24 protein-coding genes are annotated in these 26,713 nt (G+C 69.7%); 13 read left to right on the top strand and 11 right to left on the bottom strand.

Annotated features, from left to right (window positions below; genetic code table 11):
- Positions 1-13: 13 nt before the first annotated feature.
- The gene (locus GTZ93_RS01565) at positions 14-1,099 is read right to left on the bottom strand and encodes an aldo/keto reductase (protein ID WP_139919863.1); all 1,086 of its coding nucleotides are present in this window, start codon (positions 1,097-1,099) and stop codon (positions 14-16) included.
- Between the two features lie 229 nt (positions 1,100-1,328).
- Here GTZ93_RS01565 and GTZ93_RS01560 point away from each other — a divergent pair, with 229 nt between their 5' ends.
- Both GTZ93_RS01560 and GTZ93_RS01555 read left to right on the top strand, forming a co-directional pair.
- Complete coding sequence (locus GTZ93_RS01560) at positions 1,329-2,225, top strand: SMP-30/gluconolactonase/LRE family protein (RefSeq protein ID WP_139919864.1); 897 nt, start codon at positions 1,329-1,331, stop codon at positions 2,223-2,225.
- Positions 2,222-3,361 carry an OprO/OprP family phosphate-selective porin gene (locus GTZ93_RS01555; protein ID WP_257979311.1) on the top strand — a complete coding sequence of 380 codons (1,140 nt, stop codon included), beginning with the start codon at positions 2,222-2,224 and terminating at the stop codon, positions 3,359-3,361. Before GTZ93_RS01560 ends, GTZ93_RS01555 begins: the two co-directional genes overlap by 4 nt.
- Here GTZ93_RS01555 and GTZ93_RS01550 read toward each other — a convergent pair whose 3' ends face one another.
- From GTZ93_RS01550 to GTZ93_RS01525, 6 genes are all read right to left on the bottom strand, one after another.
- A complete protein-coding gene (locus tag GTZ93_RS01550) occupies positions 3,362-3,697 on the bottom strand; it encodes an HPF/RaiA family ribosome-associated protein (RefSeq protein WP_121758119.1) in 336 nt (111 codons plus the stop codon).
- A gap of 157 nt (positions 3,698-3,854) precedes the next feature.
- Positions 3,855-5,261 carry a S41 family peptidase gene (locus GTZ93_RS01545; protein WP_139919865.1) on the bottom strand — a complete coding sequence of 469 codons (1,407 nt, stop codon included), beginning with the start codon at positions 5,259-5,261 and terminating at the stop codon, positions 3,855-3,857.
- Positions 5,262-5,329: 68 nt separating this feature from the next.
- Positions 5,330-5,956, bottom strand: coding sequence for a DUF1360 domain-containing protein (locus tag GTZ93_RS01540; RefSeq protein WP_139919866.1), 627 nt, complete (start codon positions 5,954-5,956; stop codon positions 5,330-5,332).
- Between the two features lie 95 nt (positions 5,957-6,051).
- The gene (locus GTZ93_RS01535; protein WP_139919867.1) at positions 6,052-7,059 is read right to left on the bottom strand and encodes a zinc-dependent alcohol dehydrogenase family protein; all 1,008 of its coding nucleotides are present in this window, start codon (positions 7,057-7,059) and stop codon (positions 6,052-6,054) included.
- 52 nt (positions 7,060-7,111) lie between these two features.
- Positions 7,112-7,954, bottom strand: coding sequence for a GIN domain-containing protein (locus GTZ93_RS01530; protein WP_121752242.1), 843 nt, complete (start codon positions 7,952-7,954; stop codon positions 7,112-7,114).
- 33 nt (positions 7,955-7,987) lie between these two features.
- Positions 7,988-9,406: a hypothetical protein gene (locus GTZ93_RS01525; protein WP_139919868.1), complete on the bottom strand. Its 1,419-nt coding sequence runs from the start codon at positions 9,404-9,406 to the stop codon at positions 7,988-7,990.
- 124 nt (positions 9,407-9,530) lie between these two features.
- Here GTZ93_RS01525 and GTZ93_RS01520 point away from each other — a divergent pair, with 124 nt between their 5' ends.
- Positions 9,531-10,457, top strand: a complete 927-nt coding sequence (locus GTZ93_RS01520; RefSeq protein WP_161662614.1) for an aldo/keto reductase — start codon at positions 9,531-9,533, stop codon at positions 10,455-10,457.
- Positions 10,458-10,467: 10 nt separating this feature from the next.
- Here GTZ93_RS01520 and GTZ93_RS01515 read toward each other — a convergent pair whose 3' ends face one another.
- On the bottom strand, positions 10,468-10,962 hold the full coding sequence (locus GTZ93_RS01515; RefSeq protein WP_120575686.1) for a hypothetical protein: 495 nt from the start codon (positions 10,960-10,962) through the stop codon (positions 10,468-10,470).
- A 166-nt stretch (positions 10,963-11,128) separates the two neighbouring features.
- Here GTZ93_RS01515 and GTZ93_RS01510 point away from each other — a divergent pair, with 166 nt between their 5' ends.
- The 6 genes from GTZ93_RS01510 to GTZ93_RS01485 all read left to right on the top strand — a co-directional run bounded on the left by GTZ93_RS01510 (position 11,129) and on the right by GTZ93_RS01485 (position 17,144).
- Positions 11,129-11,647 (top strand): pyridoxamine 5'-phosphate oxidase family protein, encoded by a 519-nt coding sequence (locus tag GTZ93_RS01510; RefSeq protein ID WP_120575687.1) that lies wholly within the window; start codon positions 11,129-11,131, stop codon positions 11,645-11,647.
- A 429-nt stretch (positions 11,648-12,076) separates the two neighbouring features.
- A complete protein-coding gene (locus GTZ93_RS01505) occupies positions 12,077-13,411 on the top strand; it encodes an inositol-3-phosphate synthase (protein ID WP_139915849.1) in 1,335 nt (444 codons plus the stop codon).
- Complete coding sequence (locus tag GTZ93_RS01500) at positions 13,389-14,324, top strand: phosphatase PAP2 family protein (RefSeq protein ID WP_139915850.1); 936 nt, start codon at positions 13,389-13,391, stop codon at positions 14,322-14,324. The genes GTZ93_RS01505 and GTZ93_RS01500 overlap by 23 nt, the downstream gene beginning before the upstream one ends.
- Positions 14,325-14,328: 4 nt before the next feature.
- The gene (locus tag GTZ93_RS01495) at positions 14,329-15,558 is read left to right on the top strand and encodes a GtrA family protein (RefSeq protein ID WP_167547846.1); all 1,230 of its coding nucleotides are present in this window, start codon (positions 14,329-14,331) and stop codon (positions 15,556-15,558) included.
- Positions 15,548-16,543, top strand: coding sequence for a hypothetical protein (locus tag GTZ93_RS01490; RefSeq protein ID WP_120575691.1), 996 nt, complete (start codon positions 15,548-15,550; stop codon positions 16,541-16,543). The genes GTZ93_RS01495 and GTZ93_RS01490 overlap by 11 nt, the downstream gene beginning before the upstream one ends.
- A gap of 19 nt (positions 16,544-16,562) precedes the next feature.
- On the top strand, positions 16,563-17,144 hold the full coding sequence (locus GTZ93_RS01485; protein ID WP_120575692.1) for a protein-tyrosine phosphatase family protein: 582 nt from the start codon (positions 16,563-16,565) through the stop codon (positions 17,142-17,144).
- Here GTZ93_RS01485 and GTZ93_RS01480 read toward each other — a convergent pair.
- Positions 17,071-17,727, bottom strand: a complete 657-nt coding sequence (locus GTZ93_RS01480) for a sterol desaturase family protein (protein ID WP_257978997.1) — start codon at positions 17,725-17,727, stop codon at positions 17,071-17,073. The two genes, GTZ93_RS01485 and GTZ93_RS01480, sit on opposite strands and share 74 nt — an antisense overlap.
- A gap of 196 nt (positions 17,728-17,923) precedes the next feature.
- A complete protein-coding gene (locus GTZ93_RS01475) occupies positions 17,924-20,413 on the bottom strand; it encodes an efflux RND transporter permease subunit (RefSeq protein ID WP_120575693.1) in 2,490 nt (829 codons plus the stop codon).
- 441 nt (positions 20,414-20,854) lie between these two features.
- Here GTZ93_RS01475 and GTZ93_RS01470 point away from each other — a divergent pair, with 441 nt between their 5' ends.
- From GTZ93_RS01470 to GTZ93_RS01460, 3 genes are all read left to right on the top strand, one after another.
- Positions 20,855-23,320: an efflux RND transporter permease subunit gene (locus tag GTZ93_RS01470; RefSeq protein WP_139915873.1), complete on the top strand. Its 2,466-nt coding sequence runs from the start codon at positions 20,855-20,857 to the stop codon at positions 23,318-23,320.
- A gap of 46 nt (positions 23,321-23,366) precedes the next feature.
- On the top strand, positions 23,367-24,089 hold the full coding sequence (locus tag GTZ93_RS01465; RefSeq protein ID WP_139915851.1) for a hypothetical protein: 723 nt from the start codon (positions 23,367-23,369) through the stop codon (positions 24,087-24,089).
- A 223-nt stretch (positions 24,090-24,312) separates the two neighbouring features.
- Positions 24,313-24,885: a hypothetical protein gene (locus GTZ93_RS01460; RefSeq protein WP_139915852.1), complete on the top strand. Its 573-nt coding sequence runs from the start codon at positions 24,313-24,315 to the stop codon at positions 24,883-24,885.
- Positions 24,886-25,040: 155 nt separating this feature from the next.
- Here GTZ93_RS01460 and GTZ93_RS01455 read toward each other — a convergent pair whose 3' ends face one another.
- The gene (locus tag GTZ93_RS01455) at positions 25,041-25,256 is read right to left on the bottom strand and encodes a hypothetical protein (RefSeq protein ID WP_169820352.1); all 216 of its coding nucleotides are present in this window, start codon (positions 25,254-25,256) and stop codon (positions 25,041-25,043) included.
- A gap of 186 nt (positions 25,257-25,442) precedes the next feature.
- Between GTZ93_RS01455 and GTZ93_RS01450 the strand changes: the two genes are divergently transcribed.
- Positions 25,443-26,711: a hypothetical protein gene (locus GTZ93_RS01450; protein WP_121752248.1), complete on the top strand. Its 1,269-nt coding sequence runs from the start codon at positions 25,443-25,445 to the stop codon at positions 26,709-26,711.
- The last annotated feature ends 2 nt before the right edge of the window (positions 26,712-26,713 follow it).

The following is a 26,713-nucleotide window of genomic DNA, read 5'->3' as shown; positions in this document are numbered from 1 at the left end:
CCGGCGTGCCACTTCAGTACCGAGGGGCACCCGGCTTGGGCGTCAGGTTGCTGGGCGGGGCCTGGACTCCGTTCACGCGCAAGCCCGCGTGCATGAAGGAGGGTGCTCCCAGGAGGAAGGCCGCCGGGAAGTTGAGCGTGGGCTGGGATTCGTCATCCAGCGCCTTCACCTGCGCGGGCGTGAGCTTCACGTCCAGCGCACCCAGGTTGTTGTCCAACTGCTCCAGCGTGCGCGCACCCAGGATGGTGGACGCCACGCCCGGCCGGCCCTGCACCCAGGCCAGCGACACTCGCGCCACCGAGGTGTTCTGCTCCTTCGCCACGCGCTGGAGCACGTCGATGAGCCTGTAGGTCTTCTCGTTGAGCGACGCCTCCGCCCACGCGCCCCGGTCCGCCTTCTGCTTGCCCGCGTTCTCCCGCGTGTACTTGCCGCTCAGCACCCCGCTGCGCAGCGGCGACCACGGCGTCACGCCGAGCCCCAGCTCCCTCGCCATCGGGATGAGCTCGCCCTCCACCGTGCGCTCCAGCAGCGAGTATTCGATCTGCAACGCCACCAGCGGCGCCCAGCCCCGGAAGAAGGCCGTCACCTGCGCCTGCGCCACCTTCCACGCGGGCGTGTCGGAGAAGCCCACGTAGCGGACCTTGCCGGAGCGCACCAGGTCGTCCAGCGCCCGCATCGTCTCCTCGATGGGCGTGTTCGCGTCCCAGGCGTGCATCCAGTACAGGTCGATGTAGTCCGTCTGCAGACGGCGCAGCGATTCATCACATGCCGCCATCACCGACTTGCGGCCCGCGCCGCCGCCGTTCGGATCCCTCTCGAAGAGGTTGCCGAAGAACTTCGTGGCGATGACCACCCGGTCGCGCTTCGCGGGGTGCTTCCCGATGTGGTCCCCGATGATCTTCTCCGCGTGCCCGAACGTGTACACGTTCGCCGTGTCGATGAAGTTCCCGCCCCGCTCGATGAAGCGGTCCAGGATGGCGTTGGACGTCTCCACGCTGCTGCCCCAGCCCAGGTCCTCGCCGAACGTCATGGCGCCCAGGCAGAAGGGACTGACGCGCAGGCCGGAGCGGCCCAGGGTGACGTAGTGGTCGAGCGACATGGGCGGCTCCCTCGCGAATGGAAAGTGCGCGGAGCCAATCCCAGACGCCTCACCACTCCAACCGCCCTTCTCTCGGGCCGTCCAACGTCAGACACGCTCCCACGCCCATCCGATCAACGCCGGACATCCGCGCGCGCCAACGCCCCTGCGGCGTCGTGCCCCCCAGGGCAGGGTCAGTGTCCAGCGTCCGTGTTCCCCGGCCCTCCCTCCTGCGATAGGAGGACGTTCCATGCGAATCCTCTTCCCTGCCCTGCTGGGCATGACGCTGGCCGCCGTGGGTTGCTCGTCCTCCTCTGAGGTGAACGACCCCACGGAGAATCCCGTCATCGAGCGGGGCCCCAAGACCATCGCCGTGGACGGCGACCCCAACGGCATCTGGTGGGACGCAGAGAGCGCGACCCTCTACATGGCCGACGACGAGAACAACCGCGTGCTGCGCTACCGCGACGGCGAGGGCATCACGAAGGTGGCGGATCTGCCCGCGGCTCCCGCGGATGGTCCGGGCCTGGGCGGGATGGTGCGGATGGCGGACGGCACGCTGGTGGTGGTGCGCTTCGGCGGCGGCACCGCGGGCGACGTCGTCTACGTCAAGCCGGATGGCACCTCCGCCATCGTCCCCAACCTGCCCCCGGAGCGCCGCCGCATTGGCATCACCGTCACCGCCGACGGACAGCTGTTGGACGGCTACTTCGTGCGCAACAACAACGTGAACGTGGGCAGCGTGGCCCGCCTGGGTCTGGAAGGCACCGAGCAGGAAATCGTCGGCGCCCTGGTGAAGCCCGTGGGCGTGCTCGCGGTGAACGACACGCTCTACATCAGCGATCAGATCGCCGGGAAGGTGTACCGCTCGCCGCTGTCCGCGCCGTCGCAGCTGGTGGCCTTCGCCACGCTGAACAGCCCGGACCTGCTGGCCGTGGGGCCCAACGACACGCTGCTCACCGGCAGCCGCGACGGCACCGTGCTGAGCATCCGCCAGTCGGGCGAGGTGAGCGTGCTGGCCGGCGGCTTCCAGCAACCGCACGGCCTGGCCTACGACGCGAAGAACAAGCGCCTCTTCATCGCCGACCATGACGGCACTCCGGCGGACGGCACGAACCACACCCTGCGCATCATCCCGCTCGAATGAAGTCCGCTCCCCTGTTCACGCTGGCCCTGCTCGCGTCGGGAACCGCCCTGGCGCAGGAGGAGAACTACCCGCGCTTCACTCCCACCTTCGTGGCCGAGGTGGACTACCGCGTCCACGCGGACGACATCGAAGGGCACAACGGCTTCAACCTGGCGCGCCTGCGTCTGGGCGGGCGAGGCCAGCCCGTGCCCTGGCTGGTGGCCGTGGGCACGGCGGAGTGGGCGCAGGAGAAGCCCGCGCTGCTGGATGCGTACGTGGACCTCCTCGTCATCGACGGGCTGCGCTTCTCCGTGGGCTACGCGAAGACGCCGCTGTTCCCCGCCGGACGAGACCAGAGCATCGAGACGCTGCCCATCCCAGAGCTGCCGCTGGTGACGGCGGCGTTCTGGGCCCGGCGCGACCTGGGCGCGGAGGTGCAGTGGACGCCCGCGTCGCTGCCCCTGGAAGGCTGGCTGCGGCTGGGCAACGGCTCTGGCAGCCCGCTGGGCAACGACAACGCCCAGCCCTCCGTGGACGTACGCCTGGACGTGCGCCACTCCGGAGTCCGCGTGGGCGCGGGCGCGCACGTGGAGGACGCCTTCGACCGGCCCGGCATCGGCGGGCGAGGGGCGCAGAACTTCCTCTTCTACCGGCCGCCTCCGGTGTCCGGCTACCGCACCGTGACGGAGGCGCACGGGCGGCTGGACGCGGGGCCGGTGCGCGTGGACGTGCAGGCAGCCGCCGCGTGGGAGCACCGCTCGCGCGACACGGACGGCAACCCGGCCACGCCGCGCGAATCCCTGCCCACGATGAGCAGCCAGGGCCTGGGCGTGGAGGCGTCCTGGGTGATTCGGGGCATGCCGCGCAAGGGGGCGCGGTGGCCCGAGCCGCTCGCGGGCGTGGGCTCGGAGGGCATCCCCTCTGGCTCACTGGAGCTGGCCGCGCGCGTGGAGCGGCTGTGGCTGGGACGGGGCGCACCGGATGTGGTGCCCGGAGGCACCACGGCCGGCGCGCTGGCGTTCCACTGGTGGGTCACGCGATTCCTGGGCTTCGGCGTCGCGGGCTACGTGAACCACTACGACACGCCGCCCGTGGAGATGCCCACGCGCGACTGGTCGTACCTGGCGCTCCTGCGCACCACGGTCAGCCTGCAATGACTAGCGGTGGTGCGCGTGCTGGCGATCCACGTGGTGCTGAAGCTGGCGCCGCGCGGCTTCGAACGCGTCGGTGACGGCCTGGTAGGCATCCGCGTGGGCCGTGAACTCCAGAGGCTCCCGGTCCGCGACGATGTCCTTCCCCGGCACGTGCAGCTCCACGCGGACGTGGAAGTGGTGCCCCTGGGCGTGGTGGCGGTGCGGTTCCTCCACCACCACGTTGCAGCCGGTGATGCCGTCGTGGAACTGCTCCAGCTTGTCCGCCTGGTCGCGGATGTGCTCGTTGAGGGTGTCGCTCGTTTCCATGCCCCGGTAGGTGATTCGCAGTGCGCGCTTCATCGTCCGCCTCGGGTAGGGCTCCGTGCTCTGGAGCCGGTGTGGATTCAAGGCATTGCATGGGTCCGGCCAACGTCCCGGGCCCACGGAACTGCCTATAACGGCCCCCATTTGACGGGGCATGACGGGACACGCGCCCGTGTGCATGGGGCACGTTGACTCACGGCAGCTTGCGCAAGCGAGGCAGCAGCTCCGCTACTGGCCGCCCCAGCTCCTCCGCGTCCAGATACACCTGCACGGCGTGTCCCACGCCCTCCACGGGGTCGGCGAAATAATTGCGCTTGGTGGGCACCACCCACGCGAAACCCGTGCGCGGCAGCACGAAGCCAGGCGCGTTGCCGTAGGTGAGGAAACCTCCGGTCCTCTCGCCCACCAGCGGCGCTCCCGTGGCGCGGTGCAGCGCGTAGGCGCCGCTCTCTCCCGAGGACGCGGAGTCCCGGTCCACCAGCACCACGATGCGCCCGGTGAAGGGCGTCTTCGCATGGCCTTCCGCGCGGCCGCTGTCGAACACGGGCCGCGAGGGCTCCGGCGTCACGGGCCACTTCGGCCGGATGGCTTCACGTTCGACCTTTGCTTCCGGCGTGTCCAGCCGTCCATCCATCGCCTGCCGCTGCACGCGCGAGTTCCATTCGAAGCACGGGAAGAAGGCGCCGTGCATCCACACCTCGCCGGAGGAGAACCACGGCCCGCGCACCATCGTGTCCAGCCACTCGTAGACGTAGCCGTCGTTGCCGCCGCTGTTGCCTCGGAGGTCGAACACCAGCAGCTTGTGCTTGCGGTGCTTCGGCGCGTCCGCGACGAACTGGCGCAGCCCGGCCTCCGCTTCTGGCGGGCCTGAGAAGCGGCGGAGGGTGATGATGCCCACGTCGCCCTTCGGCTCGTATGTGTAGATGTCCTTCGGCGCGAACTCACGGGCCGGACGCGGCGGACGGACCTTGAGCGGCAGCGACGTGTCGCCGCAGCGGAGCGTCCGTGCATCACCTCCGCCTCGCGCGGAAACAGTGAGCCGCTGTGCGCGGGAGCCATCCGGCTTCAGCACCGGCGCCACCCGCAGTGTGTCCGCCTGCGCGCCCTCCACGGTGTTCGCGTCACAGGACGTGAGTTGGAGTCCCGGAGGTGCGTCGGCCTGGTACTCGCGGAAGGCGAGCCGTGGCTCCTCGCGCAGCATGCTCAGGAGGCCGGACGGACCGAAGTGGTTGTCCGTCAGCGCCTCGCGGACGGCGATGGTCGGCGTAAGCACGCCGTCCTGGAAGGACACGGTGGGCCCGGATGCGGCCACCTTCGCGCTCCAATCCCGGAAGAAGGCATCCGGATCAAAGGTGCGGTGCGCGAGCAGCTCCGGCCAGCCTGAGTACGTGGTGCGCAGTACCTGATGCAGGAAGCGCACGTCCTCCGCCAGCGCGGCGCTGTCCACGCGCGTGTCGGGCGTGGGCTTCGGGCGGCGGAAGGCCTCGTGCAGCACAGGGCTCTCCGGGTCGTAGCAATACGCGGCGCCGGTGGTCCGCGAGTCCAGGTACGGGGAGGGGGCCGCCGTCAGCAGGCCTCCCACGAGGAGGAAGAGATGCATGCCTGGATTACGACGCGGTCCCTCCAGCCATTGCCAGAAACAAGGCTCAGCGACTCACGGTGAAGAGGTCAGCTCGGAGACGGGATGGGTGCGCGGCCGGGCTCGACGACCTGCGGCCCACGACCGGGGAACTGCATGCCCGCGTCGGAGTCCTTCTTCTGCTCCTTCTCCAGGATTCGCGCCTGCGCTCGGGTGCGGTGCAGCCCTTCGCCCACCCGTTCGTAGGCCCGGTGCAGGAAGAAGGACGCCGCGCTGAGCGCGAACACGGAGGCCACGAAGCGCGTCTCACGCGGGCGCACCGTCGAGGCCACCATGAAGCCCGCGGCCACCCACGGCGTCAGACAGAAGGGGCAGTCCAGCAGCTCGCCCAGCGCGCGCCGTGGGCCCTCACCACGCGCGGTCTCCACCACCTCGCCCGCGGTGCTGTCGGACTCGTAGCGCGTGAACGGTGCTCGGAACACGCTGAAGACCCGGTCCAGTGCCACCAACCGCGTCACCGCGTGCGTCGCGACGCCGAACAGCGCCAGGTCCTTCCACCCCAGGCGCTCCGGCAACCGACGCCCGGAGGCATTCATCCAGCCCAGGAAGCCGACCAGCGACGTGCTGAACGTCCCGATGAGCGCCGCGTACGAGCCCAGCGGGTGGTGATCCGAGTCGTAGCCAGCGAACGGTCCCGTCTCCTGAAGCGCTTTCATGGGGTGCACAGCCTCCATGCCGCCAAAGCTGTGCATTCCCCCTGACTCCAAGCATCCGGGCAGCCAGGCGCGCGGGCACTCGCTCCAATGCGGCCCTACTCCGCCACCGTCATGTCCAGGACCGCGGCCCCTCGCACGCGGCCTTCGCGCAGGGCCTGGAGCGCCTCGTTCGCGGCGGACAGGGGAAACACCTGGACCTCCGTGCGCACGGGAACTCGCGGCGCCAACGCCAGGAAGTCCATCGCGTCCTGACGCGTGAGGTTCGCCACCGAGCGCACCACGCGCTCCTCCCACAACACCGAATAAGGGAAGGACGGGATGTCACTCATGTGGATGCCGCCGCACACCACCACGCCGCCCTTGTCCACGGCCTTCAGCGCGGCGGGCACCAGCGCGCCCACGGGAGCGAAGAGGATGGCCGCGTCCAGCGGCTCCGGCGGCGGCGTGTCCGAGCTCCCCGCCCACACCGCGCCCAGTTCCCGCGCGAAGGCCTGGCCCCTGGCGTCACCCTCGCGAGTGAAGGCATGCACGCGGCGCCCCTGGTGCCGCGCCACCTGGATGAGGATGTGCGCGGCGGCGCCAAAGCCATACAGCCCCAGCCGGGGGCCCTCTCCCGCCATGCGCAGGCTGCGGTAGCCGATGAGCCCCGCGCACATCAGCGGCGCGGCCTCCACGTCGCGGTACGACGGCGGCAGCGGGAAGCAGAAGCGCGCATCCGCGACGGTGTACTCCGCGAAGCCCCCGTCGATGTCGTAGCCGGTGAAGCGCGCCGTGTCGCAGAGGTTCTCCCGGCCGGAGCGGCAGAAGCGGCACTGCCCGCAGCTCCACCCCAACCACGGCACGCCCACGCGCCGCCCGGGGGCGAAGCCTTCCACCCGCGCGCCCGTCGCCACCACCGTGGCCACGATTTCGTGGCCCGGCACCAGCGGCAGCTTCGGGCGCGTCAGCTCTCCATCCACCACGTGCAGGTCCGTGCGGCACACCGCGCAGGCGTGCACCTTCAACAACACCTGCTCCGGCCCGGGCTCCGGAATGGGCCGCTCCTCCTGCCGCAGGCGCTGTCCGGATGCGTGGAGCACCATCGCCCGCATGGTCCCTGCCATGGCCCGCCTGCCTCCCCACCCGCGCACTCCACGGGTGTCGAGAACAAGCTAGTCAGTGCCAGATGACCCGGCCGCTGCCGTTGACCCGGAGCTGGGTCGACTGCGCATGGCCATACAGGTCCACGTTCCCAGACGAGTCGAGCACGACGACCGCCCCGCCCCCGTCCACGTACGCGGCGACGGTGCCGGAGCCCTGCGACGTGATGTTCACGTCCACGGCCCGGAGGCCCGAGGCTCCGATACCACCGCTGCCATCCAACCAGGCGTCGAGCCGGTTGGTGACGCCCTTGAGCGTCGTGAAGCCGGAGCCGTCCACCCGGGCGCGCACATGCTTCGCGGCCCCCTCGAACTTCAAGTCGCCAGAGCCGGACTGCGACAGGTCCACCCACTCGGCCATGCCTTCGCCGGCCGCGCACAGCTCCATGTTTCCGGAGCCGCTGAGCTTCGCATCCAGCGTGCGCACCCCGCCGCAGAAGCGCAGGGAGCCGGAGCCCTTCGCCACCAGCTTCACGTCCTCCTTCACCCGCTCGAAGCCCTCCACGCGCAGGATGCCGGAGCCGTCCTGCGTCGCGCCCACCATGCGCGGCACCAGGATCTCCACGCGCGCCGGGCCCCGGGGCGCGAACGAGCCATCCGTCTCGATGACCAGCGTGTTTCCGGGCGACACGAAGGTGCGCACGCGGTGCTGGAGGTTCTCATCCAGCGTGACCTTCACGTCCGGCACCTCACCTTCGCGAATCACCACCTCCATCGAGCCCCGGTTCTCCACGGTGGAGAACTCGGTCGCCACGCGCGACTCCGTGACGGTGTTGCCGTCGCCCTGCACCTCATCGGTGAAGTAGCAGCCGGACAGCAGTCCCGCCGCGAGCGCGGCCACTCCCAAACGCTTCCACATGTTCCCCTCCCGGACTTCGAATCGAATGCCGCGTCAGATCTGCACGCCCAGCAGGACGCCCGGCCACACGCGCACGGTGGTGCGTCCCCCGTCGGAGACGCTGCGCCACTCGGGCCCGATGCCCAGCTCCTCCCAACGGTCCCCGTTGTCCCAGGTCACGAGCGTGTTGCCGGTGACGCCACCGATGAGCGCGAAACGCTTCGCCACCTGCCAACCCGCCACCAGCCGCAACTGTCCCAGTACGTTCAGGCCGTCGCCATCGCGAAAGAGGTTGTCCGTGTGGACGCCGCTGCCAATGACATCCAGGTCGAAGAACAATGGCCCCGCGGGGATGTGCGCGCCAAAGCCCATGCCTCCCACGTAACGGCGGCGGTGCGTGTCCGTGCCCGGGTTGAAGCCCAGCGTCAGCAGCGTGTGGAAGTGCCGTCCGCCGAACTTCACCGCGACGTTGGTGTACGCGAGGTCGCTGGCCCACAGCTGCAGGTTCGCCTGACCGTTGCCGATGAAGCTGAGCAGGCCCAGCGCCTCGCCCTGGGACTCACGCGCGACGTTGATCAACCCCAACTGGAGGCCGTCCACCTTGCCCGCGACGTTGACCAACCCCACCTGCGCGCCGGACACGTCCCCGCCCACGTTGAGCAGCGACAACTGCGCGCCGTCCATCCGGCCCGCGTAGTTGAAGCCCGAGGAGGCCTGGAGACCCGACATCGTCGAAGCAATGTTCGCGCCCGCCGCGAACTGCGCGCCCTTGAACTGCGCGGTCGCGATGTTCGCGCCCACCGTGAACTGGCCCCCCACGCCGCCCGAGCCCGCGATGTTGGCGCCCACGGAGAACTGGCCGCCGGACAACTCGCCGCCCACCACGTTGCCGCCCACGGAGAACTGGCCGGCCGCCGCCGCGCCCTTCACCACGTTGAGGCCCACCGCAGCCTGAATACCGTCCAGTTCGCCCGTGACGATATTGCCGCCGGTGGCGAACTGCGCGCCGGACGCAGTGCCTCGCACCACGTTGGCTCCCAGCGCGAGCTGCACGCCGGACAACTCCTCGCCCACCCAGTTCGCGCCCAGGGACATGGCCGCGCCATCCACCCGCTTCGCATGCGTCGCGAGCGCACCGAGCGCGAACGTGGTCACCAGCCGCTCCGTGGCCGTGCCCGCCGTGCTCACGTGCGGCAGGGCCATCAGCACCACCGGGACGTGGATCTCCTCCGTGTCCGAGCGCTGCTGCGCCACCGTGGCCCCCGCGGGCTCACCGCCTGTCGCGGCCTCCACGAGGGGCGCGGGGGACAGCGCCGCGACAGGAATCGCGACGGCCGTGGGAGCCGGTGCCTCCTGCACGGGAGCGAAGTGTGACTCCGGAGCAGCGGTCCCTTCCGTGCGCTCCTCGGCTCCGGCCGCTCCCGCCGCCACCGCGACCATCACCCCGACACACACCGCGACCTTGCGCTTCATCGCCTGGACCTTCCTGAAAAAGGATTCGGCGAAGGGAACACCGCGACCTTCCAGAACTGTCACCTGCCCGTCTTCACCTTCACGAAGCCCGGTGTCCGGCGCTCCCGGCCGCTACGCTTCCCCCATGCGCCCGTCCCGTCCTCCCCACCCTTCCCGCCGCGAGGTCCTGGTGGCGGGCATCGGCGCCGCGCTCGCGCAGTCCCTCTCCGCCCTCGCCCAGAGTCCCCGCATGCTCACCCGCCCCATCCCCAGCTCCGGCGAAGCCCTGCCCGTCATCGGCATGGGCACCTGGCAGACCTTCGACGTCGGCGGCGCCGCGAACGAACGCGCGCCCCTGGCCCAGGTCCTCCAGAAGTTCTTCGACTCGGGAGCGCGCCTCATCGACTCGTCCCCCATGTACGGCCGCTCCGAGGCCGTCGTGGGCGACCTGCTGAAGCAGTCCGGCCAGGAGAAGACCCCGTTCCTCGCCACCAAGGTCTGGACGCGCGGCAAGGCGGAAGGGGCGGCGCAGATACAAGCGTCCCTCCAGAAGATGGGCCACGGCCGCATGGACCTGATGCAGGTGCACAACCTGCTGGACGTGGACGTGCATCTGCCCGTGCTGCGGGAGATGAAGGCCGCGAAGAAGATCCGCTACGTGGGCGTCACCCACTACCTGCGCAGCGCCTTCGACGACCTGGAGAAGCACATCAAGGGCGGCAAGCTGGACTTCGTGCAGCTGCCCTACTCGCTCGCGATGCGCGACGCCGAAGCGCGCCTGCTGCCCGCGGCGAAGGAGCACGGCGTGGCCGTGCTCGTCATGGAGCCCTTCGACAAGGGCAACCTCTTCCGCAAGATGAAGGGCCGCCCCCTGCCGGACTGGGCCGCGGAGTTCGACTGCTCCAGCTGGGCCCAGTTCTTCCTCAAGTTCATCCTGGGCCACCCCGCCGTGAACTGCCCCATCCCCGCCACGTCCGACCCCGCCCACCTGGAGGACAATGTGAAGGCGGGCTTCGGACGGCTCCCTGATGAGAAGCTGCGCGCGCGGATGGTGAAGCTCTTCGAGTCTTGATCAGCCCGGACTACAGGTCGGGCGACGGCGAGTAGCGCAGCTCTCCGCCCGGCTCCAGCACCAGCCCGGTGCCGGGCTCGCCGGCCTCGTCGTCGCGCCCCACCTCCAGCACGCCGTCCTCCGCGTCCCACTGGCCCAGGTAGTACTCGCCGCCCGCCGCCATGCACGCGCGCCCTTCGGACACCACCGTCTCCACCACTTCCTTCTTGTCGCTGGTGAGGCGGTAGAGCGTCCACGTCTTGCCGTCCTCGCGGAAGCCCTTCACCAGGTCCGCCAGCTCCTCGTCGCGAGGCGTGCCGCCCGCCTTCTCCTCGCGCGCCCACTCGCGCGGCTCCTTCGCGGGCTGCGTCTTCTGCCACGCCCGCGCCAGCTCCAGCAGCTTCTGCTGGGCGGCGTCCTGGAGCGCGTGCATCGCGTCCGGCAGCTCAATCTCCTCCAGCGCCAGCAGGGCCGTCTCCAGCTGCAGCGCCTTCAGGCTCCACTCGTTCCACGCGGTCTTCAGCATCCGTGTCGCTCCCGGCCGTCGCGCCTCGTTCCGAAAGACGAAACAAGCGAGTGGGCCCGGCACGCCCCCTATCACACGCCCGGCTGCCGGGGTGCCGACCCGGCGGTGCGGACGATGTTCGCTGCCCGGCCGCTGCCTACCTTCAACCGCCAAGGGAGGCGAGCACATGACGACGACGAAGAGTCCGCAGGACGTGGTGGAGCACCTGGGCAAGCTCATCCACGGCATCAAGGTCGCGATGATGACGACCGTGGACGCCGACGGCAGCCTGCGCAGCCGGCCGATGTGGACCTACGACAAGGACTTCGACGGGGAGCTGTGGTTCTTCACCAACGACCACACCCACAAGGTGGACGAGGTGCAGAAGGACCACCACGTCAGCCTCGCCTACTCAGACCCCACCCGGGACCGGTACGTGTCCGTCAGCGGCCGCTGCGCGCTGATCCACGACAAGGCCAAGGCCAAGGAGCTGTGGAACCCCGCCCTCAAGGCCTGGTTCCCCCAGGGTCTGGATGATCCGAACCTGGCCCTGCTGCGCGTCTCCGTCGAGAAGGCCGAGTACTGGGACACCCCCAACAGCAAGATGGTCCAGCTGGTCGGGTTCGTGAAAGCCGTCCTCACCGGCGATAAGTACCACCCGGGCGACAACCAGAAGCTCGACCGGGGCGCCCCCCGCCACAACTGACGGGAACCCGAACGGGGCCGCCGGAAGGCCGACGGTTCCCACGCTCTCAAATCCTGACACGTGTGTCAGGGGGTGTGTGAAAGCAGGACAGCCTCAGACCTGACGCACCTGGACCCACCCGGCGAGCGCCCCCAGGGAGCTCGCCGTGGTGGGTGAGACTTTTGCCCCATGGTTGCTGTTTCTCTGACAGCGCCGTTCGTCCTGGCTTGTAGCGAGGCCCCGGCCCGAGTCATGCAGCCGAGCGCCGCCGTGGTACGAGCCGCAAACCGTCCGCACATCACGTTGAAGTGACAGACGGTTTAGAGTATCAACCATCCGCTTTCGAGATTTTCCACCTTCCGTCCGGCATTTTTGCCGGCGCCGGATGGAACGGACTCGGAGACGCTCATTGGGCGGAGCGATTTCCCGCCATTCGAAGGAATCAGGACGATGGAGAATAAGAAGAAGGTCGCGAAGCCCGAGGGCAAGCTGGCGGTGCTCATCCCGGGCCTGGGCGCGGTTTCCACCACGCTGATGGCGGGTGTGGAGCTGGCGCGGCAGGGCAAGGGCGCCCCCATTGGCTCGCTCACGCAGATGGGCACGGCCCGCCTGGGCAAGCGCACCGACGGCCGCACCGTGAAGCTCAAGGAGCTGGTGCCGCTGGCCACGCTGGAAGACGTCGTCTTCGGCGCGTGGGACATCATCAGCGAGGACGCCTACCAGGTGGCCGTGCGCTCGGGCGTGCTGACCGACAAGCACCTGGAGCAGGTGAAGCCCTTCCTCCAGGGCATCAAGCCGAAGCCGGGCGTGCATGATCCGGAGTTCGTGCGCCGTATCGCGGCCAACCACATCAAGGCCACGAAGACGCACCGCGAGAGCATCGAGGCCATCCGCCAGGACATCCGGGACTTCAAGAAGGAGCTCAACGCCAAGCGCGCCGTGATGGTGGTGTGCAGCAGCGTGGAGACCTTCCGCCCGCTGCCGGAGGCCTTCCAGACGCTGGCCAACTTCGAGAAGGCGCTGGACGCCAACAGCCCGGACATCAACCCCACGGCGCTCTACACCTACGCGGCCATCAAGGAAGGCGTGCCGTTCGCCAACGGGACGCCGAACGCCTCCGTGGACACGCCGGCGCTGCAGGAGATGGCCAAGCTGGAGGGCGTGCCCGTCGCGGGCCGTGATCTCAAGAGCGGCCAGACGATGATGAAGACGGTCATCGCGCCCGCGCTCAAGGCGCGCATGCTGGGCCTGGAGGGGTGGTTCTCCACCAACATCCTGGGCAACCGCGACGGCGAGGTGCTGGATGATCCCCAGGCCTTCAAGGCCAAGGAAGTGACCAAGTCGAGCGTGCTCGACACCATCCTGCAGCCGGACCTGTACCCGGAGCTGTACAACAAGTACTCGCACAAGGTGTCGATCCACTACTACCCGCCCCGCGGCGACGCGAAGGAGGGTTGGGACAACATCGACATCACCGGGTGGCTGGGCTACCCGATGCAGATCAAGGTCAACTTCCTCTGCCGCGACTCCATCCTGGCGGCGCCGCTGGTGCTGGACATCGCGCTGTTCCTGGACCTGGCCAAGCGGATGGAGTGGCGGGGCATCCAGGAGTGGATGTCCTTCTACTTCAAGAGCCCCATGGCCCACCCGGGTCTGCCGGTGGAGCACGACCTGTTCATCCAGCTGACCAAGCTGAAGAACACGCTGCGCGTCGTCGCGGGCGAAGAGCCCATCACCCACCTGGGGCTGGACTACTACGGGGATGACCTCCCGCTCGCCCGCTAAGAACGACTCCGCGTTCAAGTGGCTCGTCACCGTCATGGCGGCGGGCCACTTCACGTTGGTGGTCTCCACCGGCCGCGTCCGGTGGGAGCACGTCGCGGCGGACCTGCTGCTGGTGGTGCTGGCCTGGGCCGGCGCCGGCCCGCGGCGGTTCCTCCGCGGGGCGTTCCCGCTGTGGCTCACCGGTATGATCCTGGACAGCCAGGCGCTGTGGCTGGGGGTGCGCGGCACCATCCACACCGGCGACCTGTGGAACCTGGAGAAGCTGCTGTTCCCCGCCCCGGGCGGCACGCACTGGCCCGAGTGGTGGTCGCGTCACCCCAACACACCGTTGGACCTGCTGTGCGGCTGGGCCTACGCGGCCTACCTCTACGAGGTCTTCCTCGTGGCGCTGTTGTTCTTCTTCAAGAAGGACGTGCGCTTCGAACAGCTGTGCTGGGCCTTCTTCGTGGTGAACGCCATTGGCGTGGTCACCTACGTGATCTACCCCGCGGCGCCCCCCTGGTACGTGCTGAAGTACGGGCCGGGACTCGCGGACCTGTCGGCGCCGCCCAGTCCGGCGGGCACCGCGCGCTTCGATGCCTTCTTCGGCATCCACTACTTCGCGAACTTCTACGCCAAGAACCCCAACGTCTTCGGGGCCATGCCGTCGCTGCACGCGGCCTACCCGCTGATGATGGTGCTCGTCCTCTGGCACAAGGGCCCCGCGTGGCGGGTGGGCACCATCCTGTTCGCGCTGCTCGTCGCTTTTTCCGCCGTGTATCTCACGCACCACTACGTCCTCGACGTGCTCGCGGGAAGCATCGCGGCGGTCGTGGCCTTCGTCGTCGTGAGGGCTGTCTTCGCAAGACGGGCCATGGAAGCGCCAGGAGTGGCGCCCATGACCCTGCCGTCTGGAGGGAACACCCGTGCATGACAACATGCTGGCCTTGCTCAGTGGAGACCTGTCCCCTTCGGCGCGCATCTGGACCGCGCTGGCGCCCGCGCTGTTCGCGGTCGCGTACTTCCTCGTGGGCCTGGTGCTCTTCTGTATCCGCTGTGCCATCAAGGGCATCCCGCGAGACGAGGAGACGCTGACGCGCGGCAAGTCGGTGCTGGTGGGCTTCTTCCTGCGCCACTACTTCTTCTGGGTCATCCAGCCGCTGTGGCGGGTGCTGCTGCGCTCGGGCCTTCCGGCCAACGCGCTGTCCATGCTGTCGGGCCTGCTGGGCGTGTCGTCCGGCGTGGCGGTGGCGGCGGGCCGGTTCGCGCTGGGCGGCTGGCTGTTCCTCCTGGCGGGCGTGCTGGACGTGATGGACGGCCGCGTGGCGCGCACCCGCAAGGAGGCCAACCCCGCGGGCGCGGCGCTGGACTCCGTGCTGGACCGGTACGTGGACTCCGCCATCCTGATGGGCCTGGCCTGGTACTACCGGGACACCTGGGTGCTGCTGCCCGCGCTGGGTGCGCTGATGGGCTCCTCGCTGGTGCCGTACGTGCGCGCCAAGGGTGAAGGCCTGGGCGTGAGCGTGCGCGACGGCGCGATGCAGCGGCTGGAGCGGGTGCTGTTCCTGGGCGTGGGAACGGCGCTGTCGCCCATCCTGGAGGCGCTGTTCTGGCCGACGGAGAAGCACCCCATGCACTGGCTGGCGGTGGCGGGCCTGGTGTTCGTGGCCGTCCTGAGCAACGTCACGGCGCTGGCGCGCTTCCGCACGCTGGTGCGGGCCCTGACGCCCAAGAAGCCGGTGAAGCAGCGCTCGGGCGTGGCGCTGTTCGGCTTCAACGCGGCGGCGGGCGCCATCGCCACGGCGGTGGACTTCGTGGCGGTGCTGGGCATGGTGGAGTGGGGAGGCATCTCCCCGGTGTGGGCCACGGTGGCCGGCTGCGTGCTGGGCGGCGTGGTGAACTACTCCATCAACCGGGTCATCACCTTCCGCAGCCAGGGTGCGGTGGCGCCGCAGCTGGCGCGCTACACGCTGGTGAGCGCGACCAGCGCGCTGCTCAACGCGGGCGGCGTGGCGCTGCTCACGCTGCACCCGCAGCTGGCGTACACGCTGGGTTGGTGGCTGGTGCGCGGCGTCGTGTACTTCGCGTGGAACCTGCCCTTGCAGCGCGACTACGTCTTCAACGACAACTCGGACGAGCTCCTGGAGCAGCGGCCCCATGCGGCGTGACACGCGCGCCCGCGGCTTGAGGGCCCTGCTGGTGGGGGCCCTGCTTTCGCTTCCGGGGGTGGCGGCGGCGGGCGGCGTGCTGGGGTTGTCCTTCGACTCCAGCGACCGGTACGGAGAGAGCTTCACCTTCGTAGCGGATGCGGACGACGGCACCTATGTGACGGTGAACCTGTCGGTGACGAACATTGGCCCGGGGTCGCGCACGGGCATCTGCCGCGCCACCGTGCTGCGGCCGGGCAAGCCTGCCTGGTCGCCGCAGACGCGCATGGGGGCGAAGGAGTGGGGCTACACGCCCGACACGGACACGCTCAAGTTGGGCACGTGCACGGCCCAGGCGACGGACGCGGGCCTGACGGTGGACGCGGCGTTGGACAACGGGCGGGTGACGCTGGAGTACGCGAAGAAGCCCGAGCCGTGGTCGCCGGAGGGCTCCGTGGTGGAGAACGGCAAGGACCGCTACCGCCACGAGGTGCTGCTGGGCGCGAGCCCCGTGAAGCTGACGCTCCAGGTGCCCAAGTCCGCGGCGGTGACGCTGGCGGGCGGCGGGTACGTGGACCACTCGCGCAGCACGGTGGCGCCGGCGAAGCTGGCGAAGCGCTGGGTGCGCTTCCGCGCGATGAAGGGTCCGCAGCACATGGTGGTGCTGGCGCGCGAGGGGCAGGAGGGCGACTACGCGCCTGTCTACGTCTGGGAGGGCAAGGGGGCCGCGCGGCTCCTGGAGTCCTTCACGGTCACGCAGACGGGCACGAAGGAGAAGAGCACGTGGCGGGCGGAGCTCACCGACCGCGACGGCAAGCCGGCGCTGACTTTGCGCGGCACCTCCCTGCTTCAGCGCAGTGCACCGGTGGAGTCGCTGGGAGTACTGAGTGGGCTGGTGCGGCCCGTGGTGGGCTCGCCGGTGACGTACCTGCTGCGGGGCGTGATGGAGCGCCCGGGCAAGGCGCCGGTGGAAGGGTTGATGGAAGTGTCGGTGGAAGGCGAGTAGCCGGCAGGGGTCTTCAAGCGTGAGCGAGTCGTTGCTGCGGTCGGTGCATCACGTCCCCGGGGTCCGGGGGTTCGTGCGCAAGCAGGTGCTGCGGGTGGTGGCGCGCGGGGTGGAGTGGACCACCAAGCTGCCCGGCAAGCGCGCCCTCAACGTGTCCCAGGTGAACCCGTGGCTGCACGTGGGCGGCGGCGTGTCCCGCGCCCGCTACGGCGAGCTGAAGGCCCGGGGCATCACCTGCGTCATCGACCTGCGCGCGGAGCGCTGTGACGACCGCGAGGCGCTGGCGGCGCTGGGCATCGAGTTGCTCAGCCTGCCGGTGACGGACCGCTATCCGCCTTCCGTGGAGCAGCTGTCGCAAGGGGTGCGCTGGGCGCTGCCCCGGCTGGACGCGGGCGGCGTGCTGTACGCGCACTGCGAGCACGGCGTGGGGCGCGGGCCGCTGATGGGCCTGGCGGTGATGGTGGCGCGCGGCTGGGACGCGCCGGAGGCGTACCGGGCGGTGCGCCACGCGCGCTGGCAGGCCACGCTCAACGACCGGCAGTTGCGCGGTCTGGCGGACTTCGTGGCGGCTTGGACGGGCGTTCCGGAGAAGGCGGCCTAGGCAGCGGGGCCTGCCGTCCGCCGCTCCCCATCAGCATGTCCATCCACCGGTTGCTGATGCCGAAGTTGCGGTCCGGCGTCGCGAAGTGGTGCGCCATGTGGTGCGCGCGCAGCGCCCTGCCCCAGGCCGTTTTCGGCGTGCGGTGGTGCGTGGCCCAGTGGAGGGTGTCGTAGGTCACGTAGCCCCAGACGATGCCCACGAAGTACGGGAGCATCTGCGCCGGGCGCCCCACCATCCACAGCAGCCCGCCGATGAGCGAGGACAGCGGGATGGTGACGATGAGCGGCATCACCAGGCGCTGTGAGTCGTCCGGGTACTTGTGGTGGTAGCCATGGGCAATCTCATGCACCCGCTGGGTGAGCCGGCCTTTGCCCTCCCAGTGGAAGAAGAACCGGTGGATGCAGTACTCCATGACAACCCATGTCAGCAGACCCAGCGGGATGAACAGCAGGACCCGCCCCACTGACGTCCGTCCCCCTGACAGGCCCCACCCGAGCAGGCCCAGCGTGAGCGGGATGTAGAGGAGGACCGGCACCGCGGGGTGCAGCTTCGAGGCCGCCTCCATGAAGGCGTTCTCGAACATCCGGCCGGACTGATACCTGAAGTATGAGCGCCCCATACAGGACGAAGGTTGGGCCGGCGACTCCCAGGCGCCCGTGCCCGTTCGTCCCTCCGCAGTGTCGCCTGGCGGAACGGCCCCGGCCCCTCCGGACGCAATGAAAAAGGCCCCGGCGGCAATGCCGGGGCCTCCTTGCCTGCACGGATTGACGTTGCGCGGATCAGCTCTCCGCGGGGCGCTCGGTTCCGTCGTCGCCGGAGGCCGGGGTCGACGTGGCGCTGCTGTGCTTGTTGCGCCAGCGGTCCACCAGCAGCAGGAGCGCCGGGAAGCCCACCAGCACGATGACCATGTTCACCGCGAAGCCCAGGTTGGCCAGGTCACCAATGGAGTTGAGGCCCGGGTGCTTGGCGAACACCAGCGCCAGGAAGCCGATGGCGCTCGTCAGCAGGCCGCCCGTGATGGCCCGGCCCGTCTCCGCGTACACCGTGGTGAAGTCCGCGCCCGGCTCGCCCAGGCGCTCAATCAGGTGCACGCCCGCGTCCACCGTCGTGCCGATGAGCACCGGGATGACCACGATGTTCAGGTAGTTGAACTGAAGGCCCATGATGGCCATCAGGCCCACCAGCGCCGCGATGGACAGCAGCGTGGGCAGCATGCAGATGACCGCGTTGCGCAAGGAGCCCAGCGTCAGCCACATGGCCAGGAAGACGCTGACCACCGCGGCCACCAGGATGCGCGGCCCCTCGGAGGCCACCATGTCCAGGATGTCCGCCAGGATGAGCGCCTCGCCCGCCGCGGACACCTGACTGCCGTCCGGCATCTGGAGGTTGCGCACCTCCTTGGTGAAGCGCCGCGTGCCCACGCCGTCCGACAGGCTCACGTTCGCGTAGACCAACACCACGCCGCCCTTCTGGCCTGCCGCGGGCTCGAACTGGCGGCGCAGGCCCACCGGCAGGTCCTCGCGCACGAAGGGCTTCGCGGACGTCATCTTCACCGCGCGCAGCAGGTCGTCGCGCTGGGCCTTCTCCACGCGCTCCGGGTCGATGCGCTGGAGCTTCTTGTGGATGGCCTGGAGCAGCGCGTGCTTCTCCTCCTGATGCTGCGGCACCAGGTCCTCCAGCGCGCCCACGAAGTCGATGGTGGAGTCCTTGCCGAACTTCTCCTTGCGAGCCTGGAGCTGCTTCACCACCTCGCGCTCCATCCCCTCCGTGTCCGTCAGCACCACCACCGGCGTCGCGGAGTAGCCCAGGATGTGGTCGATGCGCTTGTCCAACCGCACGCTGGGCAGCGACACGTCATCCAGCTTCGTGGAGTCGTAGTTGAAGCTCACCCGGTACGCCTGGCTGATGAGCCCCACCAGCGCCACGCCAATCACGACCACCACCGCGCGGTAACGGCGCGGCAGGAAGCGCGCGAGCATCGCCATGGGCCCGGACTGCGACTGGTGCTCGCGAGGCACCCAGCCCCAGCGCGACACCAGCCCCAGCAGCGCCGGCAGGATGAGCAGGTACGACGCCACGCTCACCATCATGCCCACCGCCGCGATGACGCCGAACTCGTGAAACGCCCTGAACTCCGACCACGACAGGCTCAGGAACGTGAGCGCCGCCACCAGCGCGGAGATGAGCGCGGAGAAGCCCGTGTGCCGGAACGTCTCCCGCACCGCCTCCTCCGACGTCATGCCCTCCGAGCGCAGCGTGCCCCACCGCCCCAACAGGTGGATGCCGTGCTCCACGCCCAGGCCGCCCAGCACCGCCGCGAGGAAGCCCGTGAGCAGATTCACCTGCCCGTACGCGATGCCCACGAAGCCGTAGGTCCACGTCAGGCCCGCGATGACCGGCACCATGGTGAGGCCCACGGACAGCCCGCTGCGGAAGTGGAAGATGAGGTAGGCCAGCAGCAGCACCAGGGCCAGCGTGGACGCGCGCGCCAGGTCGCCGGTGATGACCGCCTGCTGGTCGATCTTCTTCTTGAACGTGCCGGTGATCTCCGTGCGGAAGCCGGGCCCGTACTTCGACAGGTCCTGCTTCGCCAGGTAGTCCTCCACCTGGGTGATGACCGTCTTGGAGTAGCCCAGGTCCGCGGAGGAGCCCTTGGCCTTGAGGAGCATCACCACCATGCGCTCCTGCGGATCCAGGTAGTACAGGCCGCCCTGCCCCGCGAGCCGCATGTTCGCGCCGCCGGTGTACTTCTTCTGGATGTCGCTGAAGTCCAGCGACGGAGGCGCCTCTTCCTCCAGCCGCACGAAGAGCGGGTTGGCCTGCTCCTTCTCCCACGCGAAGCGCGCGTCGATGCGCTCCTCGATGGTCTTCAGGTCCGGCAGGTCCACGTAGTAGAGGCCGTGCTCGTCGAAGAACTGGCTGGGCCGCTGCGCGTTGACGAAGCGGATCTCCGACAGCGTCGCCAGCTTCGGCGCCATGTCGTCCACGAACTGCTTGAGCTGTTCAGGCTCCGCGCCGATGCCGGCCACCACCACGTTGCCCATGCCGCCGAAGCGCGTGCGCAGCTTCTCCAGGTCCTGCACGGACTGGAACGACTTGGGCAGCAGGTTCGCCAGGTCCGCGTTGAGGCGCAGGTCGCGTGCGAAGAAGGTGCCCAGACCCGTGAGGACCAGCGTCACGAACAACGCCACCCAGGGCCTCTGGTGGCTGCGGGCCGCCAGGGAGCCCATCGCCGCCTCGAACCGTCCGGACCACCGCGTGTCACTCATGGATGTGATTTCCTGCTGAAAGCCCGCGCCGTGACGGCCCGGGGACAACCTTGAGCCCGAACGAACCGGGCTGCTCTCGCGTATATGCCCCGAGCCACCGTGCGTCCAGGCATCGACCCGGGGCCTCCACTGGCCGCATGCCTGGCCCGGGGAACAAAGACAGCCGGGCCTGGGCCGCGCCATGTATGCCGCCCCGGCGCGCGTCATGCCAGGGGATCGGCTTCTCCTCTGAAAGTTGAGGCATTTTGCCCCACCCGTTCCGGTGTCGGCGGACGGGCGGAGCAGCCCCTCGCGCCGTCGTGCTGACGGTCTGTGACATGGCCAGCTTTTGCCTCGATACGGGCCCTGCCAGGAGGCAGGCGCCGCATGGAGGCATGGTCGATGGCCTCGAACCCGTCTTCAGCAGCGGAAAGCACGTGGATGCACCGGGTGGAGCGCACGATGGGTGCGCTGGCCGCGCACAACCACCGCCGCCCCTTCACGGCGCTTGTCTGCGCGCTCGTGCTGTCCGTCGTGGGCCTGCTGTCCGCGCGCCACCTGACCCTCAACGCGAACCTGGTGGACCTGCTGCCCCAGTCCTTCGAAAGCGTGGAGGCCATCCACACCCTGGAGCAGCGCTTCGGCGCCCAGGGGTGGGTGGTGGTGGTGGGCGAGGATGGGGACCCGGCGCAGCTCCAGCAGTTCGCGGAGGACGTGGCGCCGAAGCTGGAGGCGCTGCCGGGCATCCGCTACGTGGAGATCACCCGCCCCAGCAGCTTCTTCCGCAGCCACGCGCTCTACTTCCTGTCGCCCGAGGACCTGAAGGAGGTGGAGCGCCGCATCGACACGCGCCTCACCTGGGAGAAGGAGCAGGCCAATCCACTCTACGTGCCGCTGGCTGACGACCCCGCCCCATCGCTGGACTTCTCCGACCTGGAGGAGAAGTACGCCGGCGGCGCGGTGACGCGCCTGTCCAGCCACCCCAGCGACTACTACCTGGACCCCGCCGCGCGCCGCGTGGTGGTGCTGGCCAAGCCAGAGGTGTCGTCCGCGGACCTCACCTTCTCCACGAAGATCGTCGAAGAGGTGCAGGGCGTCCTGCGGCAACAGGACCTGTCGAAGTACGGGCCCGGCTTCCACACGCAAATCACCGGCTCGTTCCAGAAGAAGATGGATCAGCAGGGACAGATTACCCGCGACGTGGCGGTGTCCTCGACGGTGGCCACGGTGCTGGTGCTGCTCTACCTGTTCCTGCACTTCCGCAGCGTGCTCGCGGTGGGGATGGTGTTGGCCCCGGTGGGCGCGGGCCTCGCGTGGACCTACGGCCTGGTGGGCGTGGCATACGGGCGCGTCAACCTGCTCACGGCCTTCCTGGGCGCCATCCTGGGCGGCCTGGGCGTGGAGCACGGCATCCACCTGTTGGGCCGCTACCTCGCGTTGCGCGGAGAGGGACGGTCCTCCGAGCAGGCCACGCGCGAGTCGTTCACGCACACCGGTGGCGCGGCGCTGGTGTCCGCGGTGGTGGCGGCGCTCACGTTCTTCGTGCTGGGCACCTCCAAGCTCACGGCGTTCCGCGAGTTCGGCGTCATCGCGGGCGTGGGCATGCTGGTGCTCATCCTCGCGTACGTGCTGGTGCTGCCGGCGGTGCTGGGGCTGGGAGCGCGCTGGGGTTGGAGGCCGCGCGCGAACTCCACGGAGATGACGGAGGCGCCGCTGGGCCGCGTCATCACGCACCGGCGCGGGCTGCTCACCGTCGTGTCCGCGCTCGTGGTGGCGGGCCTGCTCACGCAGATGCCGCGCCTGCGGTTCGACTACGACATCGGCTCCCTGCAGGACCAGCGCCTGGACTCGTTCGTGCTGGACCGTGCCGTCAACCAGCTCATCGGCTATTCGCAGGTCCCGCTGGTGGTGCTCACGAACTCCCGCGAGGAGGAGGCCGCGGTCGTCCGGGAGCTCCAGGCGCGCAAGCGGCAGCAGGGCGCGAACTCCACGGTGGACTTCGTCGCGGCGCTCGCGAGCCTGGTGCCGGAGCGGCAGGCGGAGAAGCAGGCCATCCTGAAGGACATCGGGAAGTTGGTGGAGGACGTGCCCGAAGGCCAGCTCACCCCGAAGCAGCGCGGGCAGTTGGAGGAACTGCGCAGGCAGGTGCGAGCACAGCCCTTCACCGAGGCGGACCTGCCCTCCAGCGTGCGCCAGCAGTTCGAGGGACGCGACGGTCACGGCACCGGCTTCGTGCTGGTGTATCCGTCCGCGGATCAATCCAACGGACAGGCCATGCGCCGGATGGCGAAGGAGGTCCGCGGGATGGTGCTGCCGGATGGCCGGCCCGCGGTGGTGGCCGGTGAAGCGATGGTGCAGGCGGACATCGTGAACCTGGTGTCGCACGAGGCGCCGTTCATCCTGCTGGGCTCCACGCTCACGGTGCTGCTGGCCATGTGGCTGACGCTGGGCGGCCTGCGCACCGCGCTCCTGTGCCTGATGCCCACGGTGGTGTCGCTGTTCGCGGTGCTGGGGCTCATGCCGCTGCTGGACATGGAGTTCAACTACCTCAACATCCTGGTCATCCCGGTGCTCATCGGGACGACGGTGGACGCGGGCGTGCACCTCATCACGCGGCTCGCGTCACCACGCAGCGACTTCGTGCGGGTGTATTCGGAGACGGGCAAGGCCATCTGCGGTGGCCTGCTCACGAGCGCGGTGGGCTTCGGCGCGCTGCTGCTCGCGGACCACCCGGGCCTCAACTCGATTGGCGCGCTGGCGAACGTGGGGTTCGGGATGAACCTGCTCATCATGCTGGTGACCTTCCCGGCGCTGTTGCTGGTGCTCTCCGAGCGCAAGCGGCGCCGCCGTGCGGTTCCCTCGCGGCGGAGGGGTGAGCACCTCATCAGGGATGGCCAGGGTCCTCGGAGGCCCACGCCCTCCCATTAGGCCGAGGCGTCGTCCGTCCGGCCCCACAGCCGCAAGGAGCGGAACGATGTCTCAGCAATGGATCTGGATGAGCGTGGCGGCGGGCACCCTGGCGCTGGGCACCGCGCACGCGCAGGTGGATCCGAACTCCGCGGGCGCCATCACCACCAGCCAGCCGAACCCGGGCGCGGCGCCGGGCACCCCCGACCCCATCAATAGCGTGTCCGCCAGTCCGACGACGCAGCTCATTGGGAACGTCACCGGCGCGAACTCGGGCACGGGCGGCAGCGGCACGTCCACGGGCGCGGTGATTCCGCAGCCGTACAGCGCCCAGCCGTTCGTCTCCGGCACCTCGCCGGAGTCCCTGCCGCTGAGTCCCGGCAACACCACCACCGTGACGGGCACGGGTACCGTGGTCGCGCCCGGTTCGGCCACCACCGTGACAGGGACCGGCGCGGTGCTGGCTCCCGGCACCAGCACCACCGTGGCGGGTTCCACGGGCTCCACCGCCACCACGGGCGCGCTGCTGCCGCCCGCGACGACGACCCCCGGCACCACGCTGCCGGGCGCCTCCATCAGCACCGTCACGCCGGGGACTCCGACGGGCACCATGTCCAGCACGGGCGCGGTGCTGCCTCCAGCCACGGGCCTGACGCCACCGGGAATCACCAGCTCACAGCCCACCACGCCGTCGCCAGGAGGCAACCCGCTGACGCCGGACAGCAACACGTCCAGCAACTCCGTGACGCCACTCGGTGGCGGCAGCGTGCTCCAGCCCCCGAGTCCTTGAGCCCCGTGGGCCGGGCTCCCTGGCTCGCACTCCGAGCCATCGGGCGTGGGGCACGGTGGACAACCCCGTCCCGCGCAACCCTCCCCTCGCGGCCGCCCATGCCGTTCCCCGAGCAAGCAGGCGGATGAGCCACCCCTGCACACATCCCGAGGCCTGCTCACTTTCGGTCGTGCAGGCAGCCACGACCTTTCGAGCAGTCAGAACTCCTATCGGGGGAATCCACATGAAGAAGTTCCTGAAGACCCAGCTGACGGTGGCGGCGGTTCTCGCGGGTGCGCTCGCGCTCGGTACGGGATGTAAGTCGGATCAATCCGCGACGCGCGGCACCGAGCCGGCCTCCGACTCCACCATGGGCACGGACTCCAGCGGCACGGGGACGGACACGTCCGGCTCCGGCACCACCACCACGCCGCCTCCCAGCAGCGGCGGCTCCGGCTACGACACGGGCAGCACGTCGCCGGACACCACGCTGCCTCCGTCGGACATGAACACCGGCGGCTCCGGCAACACGGATGACTCCACGCTGCCGCCCGCCACGAACGACGGCACCCTGGACCCGGGCACTGGCGGCGCGGGCACCGGTGAGGCCGAGCCCGGCGTGCACGACGGCGAGATGACCGAGCCGGGCACGGGCGGCTCCGGCCTGGATCCGGACGACAGCGCCATCCCGGACGACAGCAGCCTGCCCAACGACTCCACGCTCGACCCGAACAACTCCGGCGCCAAGGGCAACATGACCACGCCGGTGCCGGACTCCACCGGCACGATGGCGCCCAACAACGGCACCACGCGCTAGTCCCCCTCGGGGTGGACATGGGAGCGCCCGTGACCTTCACCGGTCGCGGGCGCTTCGCCGTTTCCAGCGTCCGGCCTTGCACGCGCGAACAACAAGACCCCGCCGACGCGCGAAAGGCGTCAGCGGGGTCATGGAGACAGCGAGACCTGAAATGATCAGGTCACCTTGACGCCTGGCGAGTAGGGCTGGCCCACCGGTTCGATGATGCGCGGGCTCCCGTTGTCACCCGGCCCATTGCCGGGACCGCCACCCGGGTCGAAGGTGGACGGCGTGCGGCGCTCCTGCTGCTCATCCTCTTCCGTCCCGGCTTCGCGCGCCGGCGCGGGAGGCAGCCCCTCCAAGGGAATGTGCAACACGTCTTTCTTGCTCATGACGAACGCCTCCTTTCCCCTCTGAGGTTGGGGCGGACCGGGGGGTTCCGCCACCGGGCGCACCCCCGCCCGCATGCCCCCCGACCTCCAGAATGCGTTTCTCTTGGATGACAGGGAGCAGCCGGGGGCTTATCCAAAGAGGTCCAGGCAGCGCGCACCCGCACCCGAACCGAAAGCGTCCAACGCATGAAGCTGTTGCTGGCAGGCCGACGAGGAGCAAGCGATCCGCTGTTCGCCCCCCCGGAGGCGCCCCTGTCCTGGCTGCAGCGCGTGGAAGCCTGGTTCCAGCAGGTGGCCGCGGACGTGCTGGAGGGCACCCGCATCGAGGAGGGCCCCCAGGGCGCGCCCGTGCTGCGCCTGCGCCTGCACCCGGCCGCGGCGGAGGTGTCACTGCTCGCGACGACCCAGGAGCGCATCGTCGTGTCCGCGGACACCAGCGCCGCGGGGCCCGGCTACCACCGCTATCTGGTGGACCTGCTCAAGGGGTTGGGCGACCTGAACGGCATCTCCTGGGCTCCGCCCGACGAGGACGTGGGCGTGGGTGACGCCACGGGCTACTTCCACACTGGCGACGTGGACCTGGTGGAGAAGCACTTCCTGGGCTGGCTCCAGCACTCGGTGGGGCAGGTGCTGCGCATGCGCAGCCTGGGCAACTCCGGCTTCGCGCTGTCCATGCGCTTCGGCCACACCTTCCAGCATCCGGGCGCGCTGCTCACGCCCCTGGGGCCTCGCGACGAGCGCTGGCTGCGCACCGTGCACGAAGACCCGCGACAGGGCACGGACGTGTTCCCCTGGTGGAACCCCGGCGTGGACGCCCGCGAGCGCTTCACGCGCGCCTTGTGCCGGCTGTGGACGGACGTCGTCTGGCGCCCGCCGCTCCTGGAGGAGGAGCGCCAGCGCCTGCGCGACGTGGCCCGGCTGCTGGAGCAGGCCTGGCGCGAGGACCCTTCGCTCCCCTACCCGTGGCGCGAGTGGCAGGAGGTGCTCGGATACCTGGGCATGGGAGGGACGGTGGCGGAGGAGGTCCACCGCCGCGCCCTGGAGTCGCCCGGTGTGGGGCCGTCCATCGGCTACCGGCGAGGCTCCGTGCAGGTGGCGCTCCCGGAGGGCTGGGAGATTCGCATCCCCGGCTCGCTGGCGGAGTCGCGCCTGCAGGACGGCAGCTGGGTGGCCCGCGACCATCGCCGCACCGTGCGTGTGGTGCCCCTGGAGGACTCCGCGGAGGAGCAGCTGGCGCCCACCAGCCCGGAGCGAAAGGCCCTGGAGCTGGAGCACCACGGCGCCCGCGTCAGCGGCCGCGCGTCCCTGCACGTGGGTCCCGGCGAGTGCCGGCTGACGGCCCTGTGCCGCTCCGGCAGCCGCCGCGCCCTCTGCGTCGTGAGCTTCGATGATCCAGACGAGCAGGACTGGGCCCTGGGCACCTGGCGTTCATTGGACCACGCTGTCGCCGCCTGACA

This window comes from Corallococcus exiguus, assembly GCF_009909105.1.
In the GTDB taxonomy this organism is placed as follows: Bacteria; Myxococcota; Myxococcia; order Myxococcales; family Myxococcaceae; genus Corallococcus; species Corallococcus exiguus.
This window is presented reverse-complemented; position numbering and strand designations above follow the sequence as displayed.